General features: G+C 51.9%; 4 protein-coding genes. All 4 read left to right on the top strand.

From position 1 onward, the window contains the following. Positions 1-251: 251 nt before the first annotated feature. From M0413_RS01135 to M0413_RS01120, 4 genes are read left to right on the top strand one after another with little or no spacing between them, the layout of a single operon-like run. Positions 252-1,118, top strand: a complete 867-nt coding sequence (locus M0413_RS01135; protein ID WP_249552863.1) for a transcriptional regulator — start codon at positions 252-254, stop codon at positions 1,116-1,118. Beyond that, positions 1,118-8,653, top strand: a complete 7,536-nt coding sequence (locus M0413_RS01130; protein WP_249552861.1) for a type I polyketide synthase — start codon at positions 1,118-1,120, stop codon at positions 8,651-8,653. The genes M0413_RS01135 and M0413_RS01130 overlap by 1 nt, the downstream gene beginning before the upstream one ends. After that, positions 8,650-11,052 carry a PfaB family protein gene (locus M0413_RS01125; RefSeq protein ID WP_249552859.1) on the top strand — a complete coding sequence of 801 codons (2,403 nt, stop codon included), beginning with the start codon at positions 8,650-8,652 and terminating at the stop codon, positions 11,050-11,052. The genes M0413_RS01130 and M0413_RS01125 overlap by 4 nt, the downstream gene beginning before the upstream one ends. An 8-nt stretch (positions 11,053-11,060) precedes the next feature. Next, positions 11,061-17,030 (top strand): hotdog fold thioesterase, encoded by a 5,970-nt coding sequence (locus M0413_RS01120; RefSeq protein ID WP_249552939.1) that lies wholly within the window; start codon positions 11,061-11,063, stop codon positions 17,028-17,030. Positions 17,031-17,148: the final 118 nt, after the last annotated feature.

Below are 17,148 nucleotides of genomic sequence, written 5' to 3'. Positions count from 1 at the left end.
TGCTAAACAGGAGTTGGGCTCCTTTAAACTGTGTCATTTGAACATTAAAAAATCATTTCAAGTCCCATATGATTGTATCGAGCCGAAACCTCAGGTAATCTGCATCACCATTGTGCGTAGCAAAACACATAGCTCACGGGTTTTAAGCCTAGATTAAGCATGAGTCCACACTCCGCTTTGGCAGGCAAGTTTAAGCAGTCCCGATAGATTATGTTGGATGAAAATAATAAAGATGGGACAGCACTAACAACATGAGTTCTCGAAAAATGGGTACTCAAGCCGCGGATCATGCTCAGGCTGATAAGCCGAGCTCGGAGTACAAATCCGCCCCCAAAACGGCAAGGCACCGCAATGCCACAACCACGCCGGAAATGCGCCACTTTATTCAGCAATCTGAATTGAGTGTCAGTCAGCTTGCCAAAATTTTAAATATTACCGAAGCCACAGTACGTAAATGGCGCAAGCGCGAGTCAGTGAACGACAGCCCGAATACCCCGCATCACCTCAATACCACCCTCACCCCAATTGAAGAATATGTGGTAGTGGGACTGAGGTATCAGCTAAAACTGCCGTTAGACAGGCTGCTCAAGGCCACTCAAACCTTTATCAACCCCAATGTGTCCCGCTCGGGGTTGGCCCGCTGCCTTAAGCGTTACGGGGTATCGCGCCTCGATGAGTTTGATCAAGAACTTGTGCCTAAACAGTATTTTAATCAATTGCCTATCAGCCAAGGCAGCGACGTACAAACCTATACGGTTAACTCCGAAACCTTAGCCAAGGCGCTCGCTCTGCCAAGCACAGATGGCGACACCGTAGTGCAAGTAGTGTCATTAACGCTGCCCCCGCAATTAACCGAAGCCGAGCCTAAATCAGTGCTCCTTGGTATAGATAGCAAGGCAGATTGGATTTATATCGATATTTATCAAGACAGTAATACCCAAGCGGCCAATCGCTACATCGCCTATGTGCTGAAGGATGGGCCGTTTCATCTGCGTAAATTGCTGGTACGCAACTACCACACATTTTTAGCCCGCTTTCCTGGCGTGCAAACCCCAAAAGCCATCGCTAAATCCCTTAATAAGGCAACAGCCACCCGCTTTGCCAGTGGAGACTCATAATGAGCCATACCCCATCACAGCCTCAATTATCAACCGATGAAAAAGCCGATAAGAGACTGAATAAACGCTTAAAAGATATGCCAATCGCCATCGTTGGCATGGCGAGTATCTTTGCGAACTCCCGCTATTTGAATAAGTTTTGGGATTTAATTTGCGACAAAATTGATGCCATTACCGACGTGCCCGAATCCCACTGGTCGATTGATGACTATTACGATGCAGATAAATCCAAGGCCGATAAGAGCTACTGCAAACGCGGTGGGTTTATGCCTGAGGTCGACTTCAATCCGATGGAGTTTGGTCTGCCGCCTAATATTTTGGAACTCACCGACAGCTCACAATTACTCTCACTGGTCGTCGCCAAGGAAGTCCTGCAGGATGCCAATCTGCCAGACGATTACGACCGTGACCGCATCGGCATCACCCTAGGAATCGGTGGTGGTCAAAAGCTAAGCCATAGCCTCAACGCGCGCCTGCAATATCCAGTGCTGAAAAAAGTATTTAAAAGCAGTGGCCTGAGCGATGAAGATAGCGAGCTGCTGATCAAAAAATTCCAAGACCAATATGTCCACTGGGAAGAAAACTCCTTCCCCGGCTCCCTTGGCAACGTAATTGCCGGACGCATCGCCAACCGTTTCGATTTAGGTGGGATGAACTGCGTCGTCGATGCCGCCTGCGCCGGTTCGCTTGCCGCCATGCGTATGGCGCTGACCGAGCTGACCGAAGGTCGCAGCGACATGATGATCACCGGCGGTGTCTGTACCGACAACTCGCCCTACATGTATATGAGTTTCTCAAAGACGCCCGCCTTTACGACCAATGAGCAAATCCAACCCTTCGATATCGACTCTAAGGGCATGATGATTGGCGAAGGGATCGGTATGGTCGCCTTAAAACGCCTCGACGATGCCGAGCGCGATGGCGACCGTATCTATGCGGTAATCAAAGGCGTGGGCGCTTCATCGGACGGTAAATTTAAGAGCATTTATGCACCGCGCCCCGAAGGCCAAGCCAAGGCATTAGAGCGCGCCTATGATGACGCAGGCTTTGCACCTCACACCGTTGGCTTGATTGAGGCACACGGCACAGGCACAGCCGCAGGTGATGTGGCCGAATTCAATGGCTTAACCTCAGTGTTTTCTAAGGATAATGAGCAGTTACAGCATATTGCCTTAGGCTCAGTTAAATCTCAGGTGGGTCATACTAAATCCACCGCGGGCACGGCGGGTGTGATTAAGGCTGCATTGGCGCTGCACCATAAAGTCTTGCCGCCAACAATTAACGTTAGTCAGCCTAACCCTAAATTAAACATTGCCCGCTCGCCCTTTTATCTCAATACCGAGGCGCGCCCTTGGATCCAACGCAGTGACGATACGCCGCGCCGTGCTGGGATCAGCTCCTTCGGTTTTGGTGGCACTAACTTCCATTTAGTGCTCGAAGAATATCACCCCGAGCACGCGCGCGATGACGCCTATCGTCAACGTAGCGTGGCACAAAGCTGGCTGTTTGCCGCCGCCGACAAAACCGCACTGCTTGCCGAGTTAAAAAACGCGCTACAGCAAGCAACTGCGGCCAAAGCAGAACTTTCTCAGGCGCATTTTGTTGCCTTTGCAAAAGCCTACGCCCTGCGTGAACTAGCGCCGCAATCGGCCCGTCTTGGCTTTATCGCAAAGGACTATGCCCAGTTACAGACTCTGTTAACCCAAGCGATAGCGCAGCTTGAAGCCAATAGCGCTGAGAGCTGGCAACTGCCCTCTGGGATAAGTTTCCGCGCCCAGGCTCTGGTCAAGGATAACCACAAGGTCGCGGCCTTATTTGCCGGCCAAGGCTCACAGTACCTGAATATGGGACTGGAAATTGCCAATAACTTCCCCGAGCTTCGCCGCCATATCCACGCCAGCGATAAAGTGTTTAGCGACCGTGGTCAGGCGACGCTTTCAAGCGTGCTATACCCGATCCCGGCCTTCGATGATGAATCGAGAAAAGCGCAGCAAAGTGCGTTAACCAATACCCTTTATGCCCAAAGTGCCATCGGCGCGATCTCTATGGCGCAGTACGCCCTGTTGACTCAGGCGGGTTTCACCGCAGATATGCTCGCAGGTCATAGCTTTGGTGAACTCTCGGCCCTGTGCGCCGCAGGAGTGATTTCCATGGATGACTACATCAAGCTTGCCTTTGAACGTGGGCAGGCGATGGCGCAGTCATCTCAGGATGCCGACTCCAGTCGTGATGCTGGTGTCATGTATGCCGTCATTCTTAAGCAAAAACAAGATATTGAGGCTATTAACGATTGCCTGGCGCAGTTTGACGACGTCAAGATTGCCAACTACAACTCACCCACTCAACTGGTGATTGCTGGCGCTACCACAGCGACACAACAGGCCGCGAAGGCCATTGGCGAGTTAGGCTTTAAGGCGATAGCCCTGCCCGTTTCCGGCGCCTTCCACACCCCATTGGTTGCCCATGCGCAAAAGCCCTTTAGCGAAGCCATCGATAAGGCTCAGTTCAACACGCCAAAGATTTCCCTGTATGCCAATGGCACAGGCAAGCTACATCCCACCGATGCCAATGCCATCAAAGCGGCCTTTAAAGATCATATACTGCAATCGGTGCACTTTAGCGAGCAGCTAGAGGCTATGTATGCCGCAGGCGCACGGGTGTTTGTCGAGTTCGGCCCGAAAAACATTCTGCAAAAGTTGGCAGAAAATACCTTAGCTGCGCAGTTAAACGAGCTTTGCCTTATCAGCATTAACCCGAATCCCAAGGGCGATAGTGACAGCCAACTGCGCAGCGCTGCGGTGCAACTGGCGGTTGCGGGGGTAACACTGGGGGAAATCGACCCTTATCAAGCCGAATTGATTGCGCCAGCAACGCCTTCAGCCATGAATATCAAGCTCAACGCGACCAACTACATCAGCCCAGCGACCCGCAACAAAATGGTCGATTCGCTGCAATCGGGAAAAATTACCAGCCAAGTGCAGTATGTGGATCGCCTCGTTGAGAAAGTGGTTGAAAAAGTCGTTGAAAAACCAGTGATTGTCGAAAAAATTCTAGAAAAGGTTGTCGAAGTGGAAAAGCCCGTGGCACAAAATAGCAATAATATTCAACAGCAAACGCCTGCACAGCCAACCAGCTTTACCACTGGACAGGCGAATCAAGATGCCCTGAGCGCCTTTTTTGCCGCCCAAACCCAGGCCGCGCAATTACATCAACAATTTTTAGCCATCCCGCAGCAATACGGCTATACCGTCAGTGCCCTGATGGCAGAGCAAGCCAAAATGGCAAGCCTTGGCATCGCTATTCCGGAGAGCCTGCAACGCTCGATGGAGCTTTTCCACCAGCATCAGGCACAAACCCTAAAGAGCCATGCTGAATTTATGCAATTGCAGACCAGCAGCAGCCAAGCGGCATTAGCCCTACTCGGCCAAATGCCTGCGCCTCAGGTTCAAGCCCCCATTCAATTCGCTGCACCAGTGGCGGTAGCTGTGGCAACGCCTGTCGCTCCAGCACAGTCGCCCGTGGTTCAAGCGTTAGTTGCAGAGCCAAAAGCGACTGTTGCGCCTGTGAGTGAGCCCAAAGTTCAGCAACCACAAGTGCAAACTGTGGCGACAGCAACTCGCGCGCTTTCCGAGAAGTCAGTCGTGCAGCAAATCGAGACCGCCATGCTGGCAGTGGTCGCCGATAAAACGGGTTATCCCGTTGAAATGCTGGAACTTGGCATGGATATGGAAGCCGACCTTGGGATCGATTCTATTAAGCGGGTGGAAATTCTAGGCACAGTACAAGATGAATTACCCAACCTGCCAGAACTGAGCCCAGAAGATCTCGCCGAGTGTCGCACCCTAGGGGAAATCGTGGCGCTCTTTAGTCAAGCGACTCCTGTAACAGCTGCGGCCACAGTCAGCCATGCGACACAAAGTGCAGTTGCTGCAAGTGCGGCGGTTTCTAATGATGAAATTGAACGCACTATGATGGCGGTCGTAGCCGACAAGACGGGTTATCCGGTTGAAATGCTGGAACTTAGCATGGATATGGAAGCCGACCTTGGTATCGATTCCATTAAGCGTGTAGAAATTCTTGGCACTGTGCAGGACGAATTGCCACATCTGCCAGAACTGAGCCCAGAAGATCTCGCTGAATGCCGCACCCTAGGGGAAATCGTGGCGCTCTTTAGTCAAGCGACTCCTGTAACCGCTGCGGCCACAGTCAGCCGTGCGACACAAAGTGCAGTTGCTGCAAGTGCAGCGGTTTCTGATGGCGCAATTGAGCGCACTATGATGGCGGTAGTGGCCGACAAGACCGGCTATCCCGTTGAAATGCTTGAACTCAGCATGGATATGGAGGCCGACCTTGGGATCGATTCTATTAAGCGCGTGGAAATTTTAGGCACAGTGCAGGACGAGTTACCCAACCTGCCAGAACTCAGCCCTGAGGATTTAGCCGAGTGTCGCACCCTAGGGGAAATTGTGGCGCTCTTTAGCCAAGCGGCTCCCGTAACAGCTGCGACCACAGTTAGCCATGCGACACAAAATGCAGTACTCGCAAGTGCAGTAGCTGTAAGTGCGGCGGTTTCTAATGACGCGATTGAACGCACTATGATGGCGGTCGTTGCCGACAAGACGGGCTATCCCGTTGAAATGCTGGAACTCAGTATGGATATGGAAGCTGACCTTGGTATCGATTCCATTAAGCGCGTAGAGATTTTAGGCACAGTACAAGATCAACTGCCAAACCTGCCAGAACTGAGCCCTGAAGATTTAGCCGAATGTCGCACCTTGGGTGAGATTGTCTCCCTCTATGCTGGTTCGCAAGCATCAAGTGAGGCGCTACAACAAAACCATGCTGCGCCAATTCAAGAAGCGATTACTGAAACAGTCGAGGAAACCATCGACCTGCCGCCCCATAGTGAGGTGATGCTAAAAAAGTTGCCAGCGGCGGCTGAGTTAGCGCGCATCATAGCAACTAGCGATGTTCAACTGACGGCAAACAGTTACGTCGTTATTGGCGACGATGGCCACGACGCGGGAGTGATTGCCGAAAAGCTTCACGCCCAAGGCGTTAAGGTCGCGGTTGTACGCTCACCGAAAACGGTTGTGACCAGCGCATCGCCACTCGATAGCCATATTGCCAGCTTCACGCTGAAGGCGATTGATGATGAAAGCATTTGTGCGGTCATCAATCAGATTGAAGCGCTTGGTCAAATTGCCGGTTTTATTCATCTGCAGCCACAGCATAAGTCCGTTGCAGATAAAGGTGCTGGCTTAGTGCTGGCAGACGAAGCTAAAGCTTCGGTCGAGCAAGCCTTCTTGTTCGCCAAGCACCTGCAACCGCTGTTAACTGAACGTGACTATTGCCGCTTTGTCACAGTTAGCCGTATCGACGGTGGCTTTGGCTATATCGGCATGGACGAGTCGGCTGGCGCTCTAATTAGCCAGAGTGAACTCAACCAAGCGGCGCTCTTTGGACTCACTAAAACCTTAAATCACGAGTGGCCAGGAGTGGTCTGCCGCGCACTGGATATCGCGCCAAACTTGGACGCTAAAACGGTCGCCAATGCGGTAGTGCAGGAATACTACCTCCAAGATGCGCCAGTCGAAGTCGGTATTGATAGCGAGCTTGAGCGCACCACCTTAGTTGCGGGCAATGCCGTGCTTCGCCGCAGTGGCGCCTCTCTCTCGTCTGCGGACAAAATCCTCGTCACAGGCGGCGCTAAGGGCGTCACCTTCGAGTGCGCCTTAAGTTTAGCGAAACGCTGCAAGGCACATTTTATCCTCGTGGGTCGCAGCGCCCATCAAGGGATCCCCGCTTGGGCTCAGGGTAAAAATCGCAACGAGCTGAAAGCAGCAGCCATTGCACATCTGCAAAGCCTGGGTGATAAACCCACACCAAAACAAGTGGATGCCTTAGTTTGGCCAGTACAAAGCAGCCTTGAAATCAGCCATGCCTTGCAGGCCTTTGAAGCCGTGGGCGCCAGCGCCGAATACTTAAGCCTGGATGTTAACGATCCTGCCGCCATTGCCAGCACTATTGCGCCCATCAGTGCCCTATCGCCCATCACGGGGATTATCCACGGCGCGGGCGTACTTGCCGATAAACATATTCAAGACAAAACCTTAAGTGAACTTGAACGTGTTTATGGCACTAAGGTGACCGGACTTAACAATCTGCTGTCTGCACTGGATCTTAGCCAGTTAACGCTCATCGCCCTGTTCTCTTCGGCGGCGGGTTTTTACGGCAATACCGGCCAGAGCGACTACTCCATGTCTAACGACATTCTCAACAAGGCTGCGCTGCAACTCGCGCAGCAATTGCCACAAGCCAAGGTGATGAGCTTTGACTGGGGTCCTTGGGATGGCGGCATGGTCAATCCTGCGTTGAAAAAGATGTTTATCGACCGCGGAGTCTATGTCATTCCACTCAAAGCCGGTGCCGAGTTATTTGCCAGCCAATTATTGAGTGATACAGGTGCGCAGCTGTTGGTCGGAACCGATATGCAGGGCAATACCGCCAATACTGTTGAAGCTGCATCAGCAAAAAAGCCTGAAGCGGATCTAACCACGGCGTTAGATCCGCAGCCTATGGCCCAAACGGTGCCGCAGAGTATTCGAGTCATGCGCAGCCTCGACCCTAAACGCATGAGCTTTATTGAGGATCATTGCATCAATGGTCATGCGGTGTTGCCAACGGTATGCGCCATCGATTGGATGCGTGAGGCCGCCAAGGCCCATTTAGGTAAGGCGGTGAGTGTCAGCGATTATCGACTGCTCAAGGGAATAATCTTCGATGAAGCGCTGCTTGCACGCAATGCACCTATTGAGCTCGAACTAATGCTCACGCCGCTTGCCGACGCTACACAGCAATCGACTGAGGCGTTAACCGCGCTGATAAGCTTTGAAGGTCGCCCGCAGTATCAGGCAGTGTTAGTGGCGCAGACGGATGATATGCCAGATGCGCAGCGTTTCGAGGTTGGCGAGTTGCATTCTCTGATGCAGGAGATGGCACAGCAACCCGCTATCGCGAGCCGCGAGTCGCTCTACAGTGATGGCACCCTGTTCCATGGCCCAAGACTGCAAGGCATAAGCGAAGTGCTCGCCTTTGATGATCAGCAGCTTATCGCTAAGGTAGCACTGCCAGCAGTGGCCTTAGACGACTGCGGCGAGTTTGCGCCAAAGCTTGAGGATAAAGGCACACAACCCTTTGCCGAAGATCTGTTATTGCAGGCCATGCTCGTGTGGGCGCGCCTTAAATATCAAGCGGCAAGCTTACCCAGTGCCATTGGCGAGTTCGTGTCCTATTCGCCCTTAGGTTTTGGCGAGAAGGCAGTATTAGTGCTGGATGTACTCAAGCATTCGTCCCGAACACTTGAAGCCAATATTGCGCTTTATCATCAAGATGGCCGATTAAGCTGCGAAATGAAACGGGCTAAGGTCACTGTCAGTAAGACGCTCAACCAAGCGTTTTTGGCCAATAAACCTCAGCAACAAACGCATGTGCTGGCAGCCGCCCAAAGCACGGCCGAGGTAAGTGTTAAGTGACACTCGACCCAAGCGCACATGCCGCATTAAGCAATGCGGCATTAAACAGTCCGCATCCCGATGCCAAGCCACTGCGAATAGCCGTATGGCTTGGTGATGGGTGGATGCAGAGTGTGCTTAGCCATGCACAAACCGATGTCAGCAAGCTGCAGCAGTTGATGGCTTGTCGAATTCAGCTCGATGTTGAAGATAAGCCACTGATTAATGAGCCAGCTGATGAGCCAACACTGGTCGCCTTGATCACTGAGCAACTCGACCATATTGCGCAGAAACAGCTCGTTGAAATTCGCTTTGAATATCAGCAGCAAGCCCGTAGTCTGTATCTGCTCGATGGACTGCTTGCCGCGCAGTTACACCTGCATGCCGAGGCTTATATTTCAGCATTAGCGCAAATCCAAGCTGAAACAGTCGAAGAAACAAATACCAGTACTATCAATACAAATACAATCGAGCGCTGCTTAAACAGCGCTTTTAGCTTGGCGAAACGCGATTGTGCTCAGGCGGTAAATTGCTACGCGCAGGCAGGCAATCTTGCCAGTCAGTTGAATGTATTATCTCAAGCTGCTGAGGCGTTAAGTCATCGCAGTCTCAAAGGCATTGAACCAATGCTTGATGCGACTAATGCAGCGCAACTTGCTGAACAATACGCTGAACAGCGCGCTGAAAAGCCCGTAAAAAACGCGCAGAACGGCTATTGGTTTACCAAGCCCCATCAGGCAAGGGTGTTAAGCCTAAATCTCTTGGGGAATATCTTGAATAAGCCCTTGGATAAGGCCCCTCGAGCGAGCACCGCCCAAAGCCTTATCTTGACCCAAGGCACTCGGCTTATCGCTCAGCCGTTGCTTAATGCCAACAGGCTGTTTATTCCCATCAGCGGCAACACGCTTGAATCTTTAACGCTTAAGTTGTCGCAACTGATTGATTCATTAGATTTATCAGTAAACCAACCTGATACGGATTGGCTTTGTACCCAAGGTAGTGATTGGTTTGAGCGTTATCAAGCACAGGATAAATTAGCCTTAGTGCTGATGGCGGGCTCCCTTGGGGAGTTAATGCAAGAAGCCAAGGCGATGCGCGCTTATATTGAAAAGACGCAACAGGCTCCTGCTCCAGCCCAAACGCCAGTGTTAATGCCATCGGCCAATCTGGCCTTTAAAACTCCTGTGGGCAGTTATTTTACGGCCTCGCCCCTTGGTGATAAAGGCTTAACCTTTGTCTACCCCGGCGTTGGCACGGTTTACCCGAATATGTTCAGCGACTTACATGGCTATTTCCCAGAGCTTTATCGCGAGCTTGAACGCGAAGGGGATTTAGCCGCCATGTTGCAGGCCGAGGCGATTTACCAAGGCGCTGCTTATGCGAAAACTGCAATTAATGTAAGCGTAAAAGACGCAGCAGACATGAGCTTAAGCCAGCTTGCGATTAGTGGTGTTGGCGCCAGTTACCTATTTAGTCGGCTGCTAACTCGAGTCTTTACTATTCAACCGCAACTCGCTCTGGGCTATTCCATGGGCGAAGCGGCCATGTGGGCAAGTTTGGATATCTGGCAAACGCCACATGCCCTGATTAACGCCACCCAAAACAGCGCCATCTTCAATCAGGAGATTTCAGGCCCACTGCTTGCGGTGCGCCGTGATTGGCAGTTGAGTGAAGATGCACCGCTGGCGTGGAATAGCTTTTTAGTGCGAGCCTCTCGCGCCGAAATTAATACCCTGCTGACTGATTTTCCACGGGTATATCTAGCCATCGAACAGGGCGATACCTGTATTCTCGCGGGCTGCGAAGCAAGCTGCTTACAACTCCTTAAAAGGCTGAATAAGCGTGGCATTGCCAGTAATAAAGTCACCGCCATGCATACCCCGCCCTCGCAATCACAGCACAACGCTATCCAAGAGTTTTATACCTTGGGCTTAAAGGCGAATGCCTGCGAGACTCAGGTGCGTTTTATTAGCGCGGCGCGGCAAAGCACCGTCAGTATCGACAGCCAAAGCATTGCCAAGAGTATTGCCGACACCTTTTGTGCGCCGCTGAATTTTACCGCGCTGATTAACGCCGCGTATCACCAAGGTGCGCGCTTATTTGTTGAAGTGGGCGCCGATCGGCAAACCAGCACCCTTATCGATAAAATCGGCCGCCAATTAGAGTTGGGTGCCGATGGCATTCAAACACAGGAACAACCGATATTAGCCATGGCATGTAATGCCAAGGGCAGCGATACGATCACCAGTTTACTCAAATGTTTAGCTCAACTTATCAGCCATAGAGTGCCACTCTCCCTTGCGCCGCTTATGCCTCAATCGGCGGATAAGGCTACAGCGAAAACGATAGCGCCGCACTCGGCCAGCGCCAGCGCTTTAGGCCATTATTCAAACGTATTCCAAGAAGGAGAACCCCTTTGAGTTCTCAAATGCATGCTCACCCGACTCTGCAAGACAGCACCGCTGTGCCAAACGACCAGCGCCAAAGCTCAAAGGCGATGCCAAAGATTGCTATCGTCGGCCTTGCCGTTCAATATCCCGATGCCGACACACCTGAGCAGTTTTGGCAAAATCTGCTGGATAAAAAAGATTCCCGCAGCCAAATTGATGCGGCTAAACTCAATGCCAATCCTGCGGATTACCAAGGTGTTCAAGGCCAAGCCGACCGTTTTTATTGCGACAAGGGCGGCTATATCCGAAACTTTCGTTTTGACCCACAGGGTTATCAGTTGCCGCCAACGGCCTTTGACGGGCTCGATGAAAGCTTTTTATGGGCATTAGATTGCAGTAAAAAAGCCCTGCTGGATGCGGGCGTGGATTTAACGGCACCATTACTTGAGCGCACAGGAATAGTAATGGGTACCCTGTCGTTCCCGACTGCAAGCTCTAATGAATTGTTTTTACCGATTTACCATCAAGCGGTTGAAAAGGCATTAAAAACCAAGCTTAATCAACCACAATTTGCCTTAGCGCCCTTCGCCAATGCATCGATTGCGAGCACGCAACAGGCCGCCAATGGTGCCATTGCCCATACCGCATCAAAGTTAGTCAGTGATGCCCTCGGCCTTGGCGGCACGCAGCTGAGCCTCGATGCCGCCTGCGCCAGCTCAGTCTATGCGCTCAAATTAGCCTGCGATTATTTAACCACGGGCAAGGCCGACATGATGCTCGCAGGCGCCGTATCGGGCGCCGATCCCTTCTTTATCAACATGGGATTCTCGATTTTCCATGCCTATCCAGATCATGGAATTTCGGCACCTTTCGATAGCAATAGCAAAGGCCTATTCGCGGGCGAAGGCGCGGGCGTATTAGTGCTTAAACGTTTAGAAGATGCCGAGCGCGATGGCGATAATATTTATGCCGTGGTCAGTGGTATTGGTTTATCGAACGATGGCAAGGGCCAATTTGTCTTAAGCCCCAACAGTAAGGGCCAAGTGCAAGCCTTTGAGCGCGCCTATGCCGCCGCCAACACCCACCCAAGAAATATCGAAGTGATTGAATGCCATGCCACCGGCACACCGCTGGGGGATAAGGTTGAGCTCACCTCGATGGAGCGTTTTTTCGAAGATAAACTCGGCGGCACTAAGGCGCCACTAATAGGTTCGGCCAAATCCAACCTTGGGCATTTGCTCACCGCTGCTGGCATGCCAGGGATCATGAAGATGATTTTTGCCATGCGCTCAGGTCATCTACCGCCAAGTATCAATTTAACGGCGCCGATTTCATCACCTAAGGGGCTGTTTAGCGGTAATAATCTTCCCACTCAGTTGCAGACTTGGCCCGATAAAGCGGGCAACGATCGTCGCCATGCGGGGGTGTCTGTATTTGGTTTTGGCGGCTGCAATGCCCATTTGTTGTTGGAATCCTATCAGCCGACAGCGCACAGCGCCGAGAAGCAAGCCAACAAACCTGTTTATCAGCAGCAAGCATTAACCGTTATCGGCATGGCGTCGCACTTTGGGCCTTTGGCCTCGATCAATGCACTAGATAAAGCGCTATTAAACCAAACAGATGCCTTTATCCCACTGCCGCCTAACCGCTGGAAAGGCTTAGATAAGCACCCCGATATCCTTAACCAGTTTGGCCTAAATCGCGCGCCCAAAGGCGCCTATATCGAGCAGTTTGATTTTGACTTTCTGCGCTTTAAAGTACCGCCTAATGAGGATGACAGACTTATCTCCCAGCAGCTTTTGCTGATCAAAGTCGCCGATGAAGCCATTCGCGATGCCAAGTTAACCGCTGGTAGCAAGGTCGCCGTGTTAGTGGCGATGGAAACCGAGCTTGAGCTGCACCAATTCCGTGGCCGCGTGAATTTGCACACTCAACTTGCGGATAGCTTAAAGAAACAAGGCGTTCACCTCTCCAATGATGAATACCTCGCCCTCGAAGCCATCGCCATGGACAGCGTGCTCGATGCCGCCAAGCTCAATCAATACACCAGCTTTATTGGCAATATTATGGCGTCGCGCATCGCCTCGCTGTGGGATTTTAACGGCCCGGCGTTCACCATTTCAGCCGCCGAGCAATCGGTCGCTCGCAGTATCGATGTGGCGCAAAACCTGCTGTCCCAAGAGGCCCTCGATGGCGTAGTGATTGCCGCCGTGGATTTAAGCGGCAGTGTTGAACAGATCATATTGAAAAATACTCAAGCCGCCGTAGATCTCGATGCCAACAGCGCGAATCCACAGTGGAAGGTAGGTGAAGGCGCTGGCGCTATCGTGCTGACCAGCCAGCAAGCGAGCAATAGTCAACAAGCGAGCAAGAGTACTCAAGCGGGTTACGGGAACATTCTAGGTCAAGCATTTGGCACACATCATCAGCTGCCCAAGCTGCTTGATTCGCTGATAACCGAAACGGCTATCGCCAATCCTTCTATGCCCTCTACCATCCATATGGTTGAGCAATGTATTGCTCCAGAAGAGCGACTGCCCGCAGAGCAGCTATTAGCGCAGCTTAATCTGATGGGGGCGCCATGCCGCCGAGTCGCCAATACCCTTGGACATAACTTTGCCGCTGCGGGTATGGCCAGTCTTTTGAGTGCCCTGTTAAGTCTAAAGAACGAGTCAGTCAATTCGGATAAAAACGTCGATAAGCAGGCATTAATCTCTACTCAAAGCCAAGGAGTGAGCTCGCTGCTGCTGTTAAGCCAAACTGCAACGCAGGCGGCGCACCTAAAGCAGCGCCTTGAGCAGGATTTAACTTTGAGTGAGCAAAAACACTTAATCAAACCAGTCACGCTCGGTGGCCGCGATATCTATCAACATATTGTGGATACGCCGCTGCCCGCACTTGCCGCCATCCAAGGCAAAATGCGCCAGTTGCGGCCTGTCGCACCGCAGGCGACACAAACTAAGCCCAGAGTACAAGCTGCACTTGATACCACGGCTGAAAACGCCACCCCATTTGCCACACCATTAGCAGTAGAGAGCGGTATGTCATCTAACGCACCACACCAATATTCGGCGGCGCCCTTGGCGCAGGATAGGGCGTCGCAGGATAGCGCGGCACTGTTACAAAACCAGCAACTGTTACAAAACCAGCAATTGGCCCGCGAGGCGCACTTAGCCTTTTTACAGAGCCGTGAGCAAGGGCTCAAACTGGCCGATGCGCTGTTAAAAGCGCAATTATCCCAGACGACACAAATGGGTTCTGTTGCACCCCATGTAGCCACCAGCGCCAATGCAGCTCCCATTGCGACGCAGCAAGCGGTATCAGTCCCAGAACTAAAACCAGAGTTAAAACCAGAGTTAAAACCTGATCACGCGAATGTCGCACCCTATACGCCACCCATTCCTGCGGCTAAGCCCTGCATTTGGAACTATCAAGATCTAGTGGAATATGCCGAGGGCGACATTGCCAAGGTCTTTGGCGCCGATTACGCCATTATCGACAGCTACGCACGGCGCGTGCGCCTGCCGACCTCGGATTATCTGCTGGTCTCGCGGGTGACCAAACTCAACGCACAAATGAACCGCTATCAACCGAGCACTATGACCACAGAGTACGACATTCCCGTGGATGCACCCTTCTTGGTTGATGGCCAAATTCCTTGGGCGGTGGCGGTCGAATCGGGTCAGTGCGATTTAATGCTGATCAGCTACTTAGGTATCGATTTTGAAAACAAAGGCGAGCGCGTCTATCGCTTGCTCGACTGCACCCTCACCTTCCTTGGGGATCTGCCCCGCGGTGGCGACACCCTGCGCTACGATATCTCCATCAACCACTTTGCCCGCAATGGCGATACCCTGCTGTTTTTCTTCTCCTACGAATGTTTCGTGGGCGATAAGCTGATCCTAAAAATGGACGGCGGCTGCGCGGGATTCTTTACCGATAAAGAACTGGCCGATGGCAAAGGGGTGATCCGCACCGAGGCCGAAATTAAGGCGCGCGAGCAGGCACAAATTGCACTGGCCAATGAGTATGGGCGAAACGGCAATAAGCCACGCTTCGCACCGCTACTTAACTGCGCACAAACGACCTTTAGCTACGGCCAAATCCATCGCCTGCTGAGCGCAGACATTGGCGGCTGTTTTGGCGGTGAACATGCGGCTCATCAGGCGAAGTTTGGCCTCCAGCCATCACTGTGCTTCGCCTCGGAAAAATTCCTGATGATCGAGCAAGTCAGTAAGCTCGACGTGCATGGCGGCGCATGGGGCTTAGGCTTGATTGAAGGTCACAAGCAATTAGCCCCCGACCATTGGTATTTCCCCTGCCATTTCAAGGGCGACCAAGTGATGGCAGGCTCCCTCATGGCCGAAGGTTGTGGTCAGTTACTGCAATTCTTTATGTTGCATATTGGTATGCACCTTGGTGTCACAAACGGTCGTTTCCAACCCCTTGAAAACGCATCGCAAAAAGTACGCTGCCGCGGTCAGGTATTGCCACAATCTGGCACGCTCACCTATCGGATGGAAGTCACCGAAATTGGCATGAGCCCTCGCCCCTATGCCAAGGCGAATATCGATATTCTGCTAAATGGCAAAGTGGTGGTGGATTTCCAAAACCTCGGGGTGATGATTAAAGAAGAAGCGGATTGCACCCGCTATTCGCAAAGCCATTCTTCACTGGGCAGATCTTCGCAAAGCAGTTCTTCACAGAGTAATGATGCCCAAGCAGCAAATATCGGCAATCCAGCGGAACAAGCGCCGCTGATGGCACAAATTCCAGATGTTTCAGCTCCCGTAAATAAAGGCGTTGTGCCGCTTAAGCATGTGAGCGCGCCGATTGCGCCAGCAGGCTCTAAGTACGCCAACCGCGTGCCCGACACCCTGCCGTTTACGCCTTACCATTTGTTTGAGTTTGCCACTGGCGATATTGAAAACTGCTTCGGCCCCGATTTTAGTATTTACCGTGGCTTAATCCCGCCACGCACGCCCTGTGGCGATCTGCAACTCACTACCCGCGTGGTAGCCATTGACGGCAAACGTGGCGAGCTGAAAAAGCCATCCTCCTGTATTGCCGAGTATGAAGTGCCCAGCAACGCGTGGTATTACGCTAAAAACAGCCACCCGAGTGTGATGCCTTACTCTGTGCTGATGGAAATCTCATTGCAGCCCAATGGCTTTATCTCGGGTTATATGGGCACGACCTTAGGCTTCCCAGGGCAGGAGTTATTCTTCCGCAACCTCGACGGCAGTGGCAAGTTACTGCGCGAAGTGGATTTACGCAGTAAGACCATAGTCAACGATTCGCGCCTGCTGTCCACTGTGATTGCTGGCAGCAATATCATTCAAAACTTTAGTTTCGAACTGAGCTGCGATGGCGAGCCCTTCTACCGCGGTAATGCGGTTTTCGGTTACTTTAAGGCCGATGCGCTTAAAAACCAGTTGGGTATCGACAATGGTAAAATCACCCAAGCCTGGCACCTTGAGCACGGTATTAAAGCCGACAGCCAAATCAACCTGTTAGATAAAAACGGCCGCAGTTTCGTGGCGCCCCAGGGCAAGCCACACTACCGCCTCGCGGGTGGGCAGCTGAACTTTATCGACAAAGCTGAGATTGTAAAAACTGGCGGTAAGAAGGGACTGGGATACTTGTACGCCGAGCGCACTATTGACCCAAGCGATTGGTTCTTCCAGTTCCATTTCCATCAGGACCCGGTAATGCCAGGCTCCCTCGGCGTCGAGGCTATTATCGAATTACTGCAAACCTATGCCATCGACCAAGACCTAGGCGCAGGCTTCAATAATCCGAAATTTGGCCAAATTCTGTCAGAAATTAAATGGAAGTATCGCGGTCAAATTAATCCATTAAACAAACAGATGTCGCTGGATGTGCATATCACCAGCATTGAAGATAAAGACGGTAAACGCATCATCAAGGGCGATGCCAACCTGAGTAAGGACGGCCTGCGCATTTATGAGGTGACCGATATTGCTATCTGCATCGAAGAGGCATAGCGCGAGCGACTACATTGCAGCATTAACAACAGTTAGCTTAAGAACAATTGGCTTCAGAAGCATAGACTGCCGCAGTGCAAGGGAATAACCCCACTGCGGCAAACAAATTCAGGCCCCA

The organism is Shewanella sp. 8A (assembly GCF_023475945.1).
In the GTDB taxonomy this organism is placed as follows: domain Bacteria; phylum Pseudomonadota; class Gammaproteobacteria; order Enterobacterales; family Shewanellaceae; genus Shewanella; species Shewanella xiamenensis.
Note: the sequence above shows the minus strand (reverse complement) of the source record. Positions and strands in the feature narration are given on the sequence as shown.

Excerpts from the sequence above, each read along its gene's own strand:
- M0413_RS01135 (WP_249552863.1), top strand. The coding sequence starts at position 252 with ATGAGTTCTCGAAAAATGGGTACTCAAGCCGCGGATCATGCTCAGGCT.
- M0413_RS01130 (WP_249552861.1), top strand. The coding sequence starts at position 1,118 with ATGAGCCATACCCCATCACAGCCTCAATTATCAACCGATGAAAAAGCC.
- M0413_RS01120 (WP_249552939.1), top strand. The coding sequence starts at position 11,061 with ATGCATGCTCACCCGACTCTGCAAGACAGCACCGCTGTGCCAAACGAC.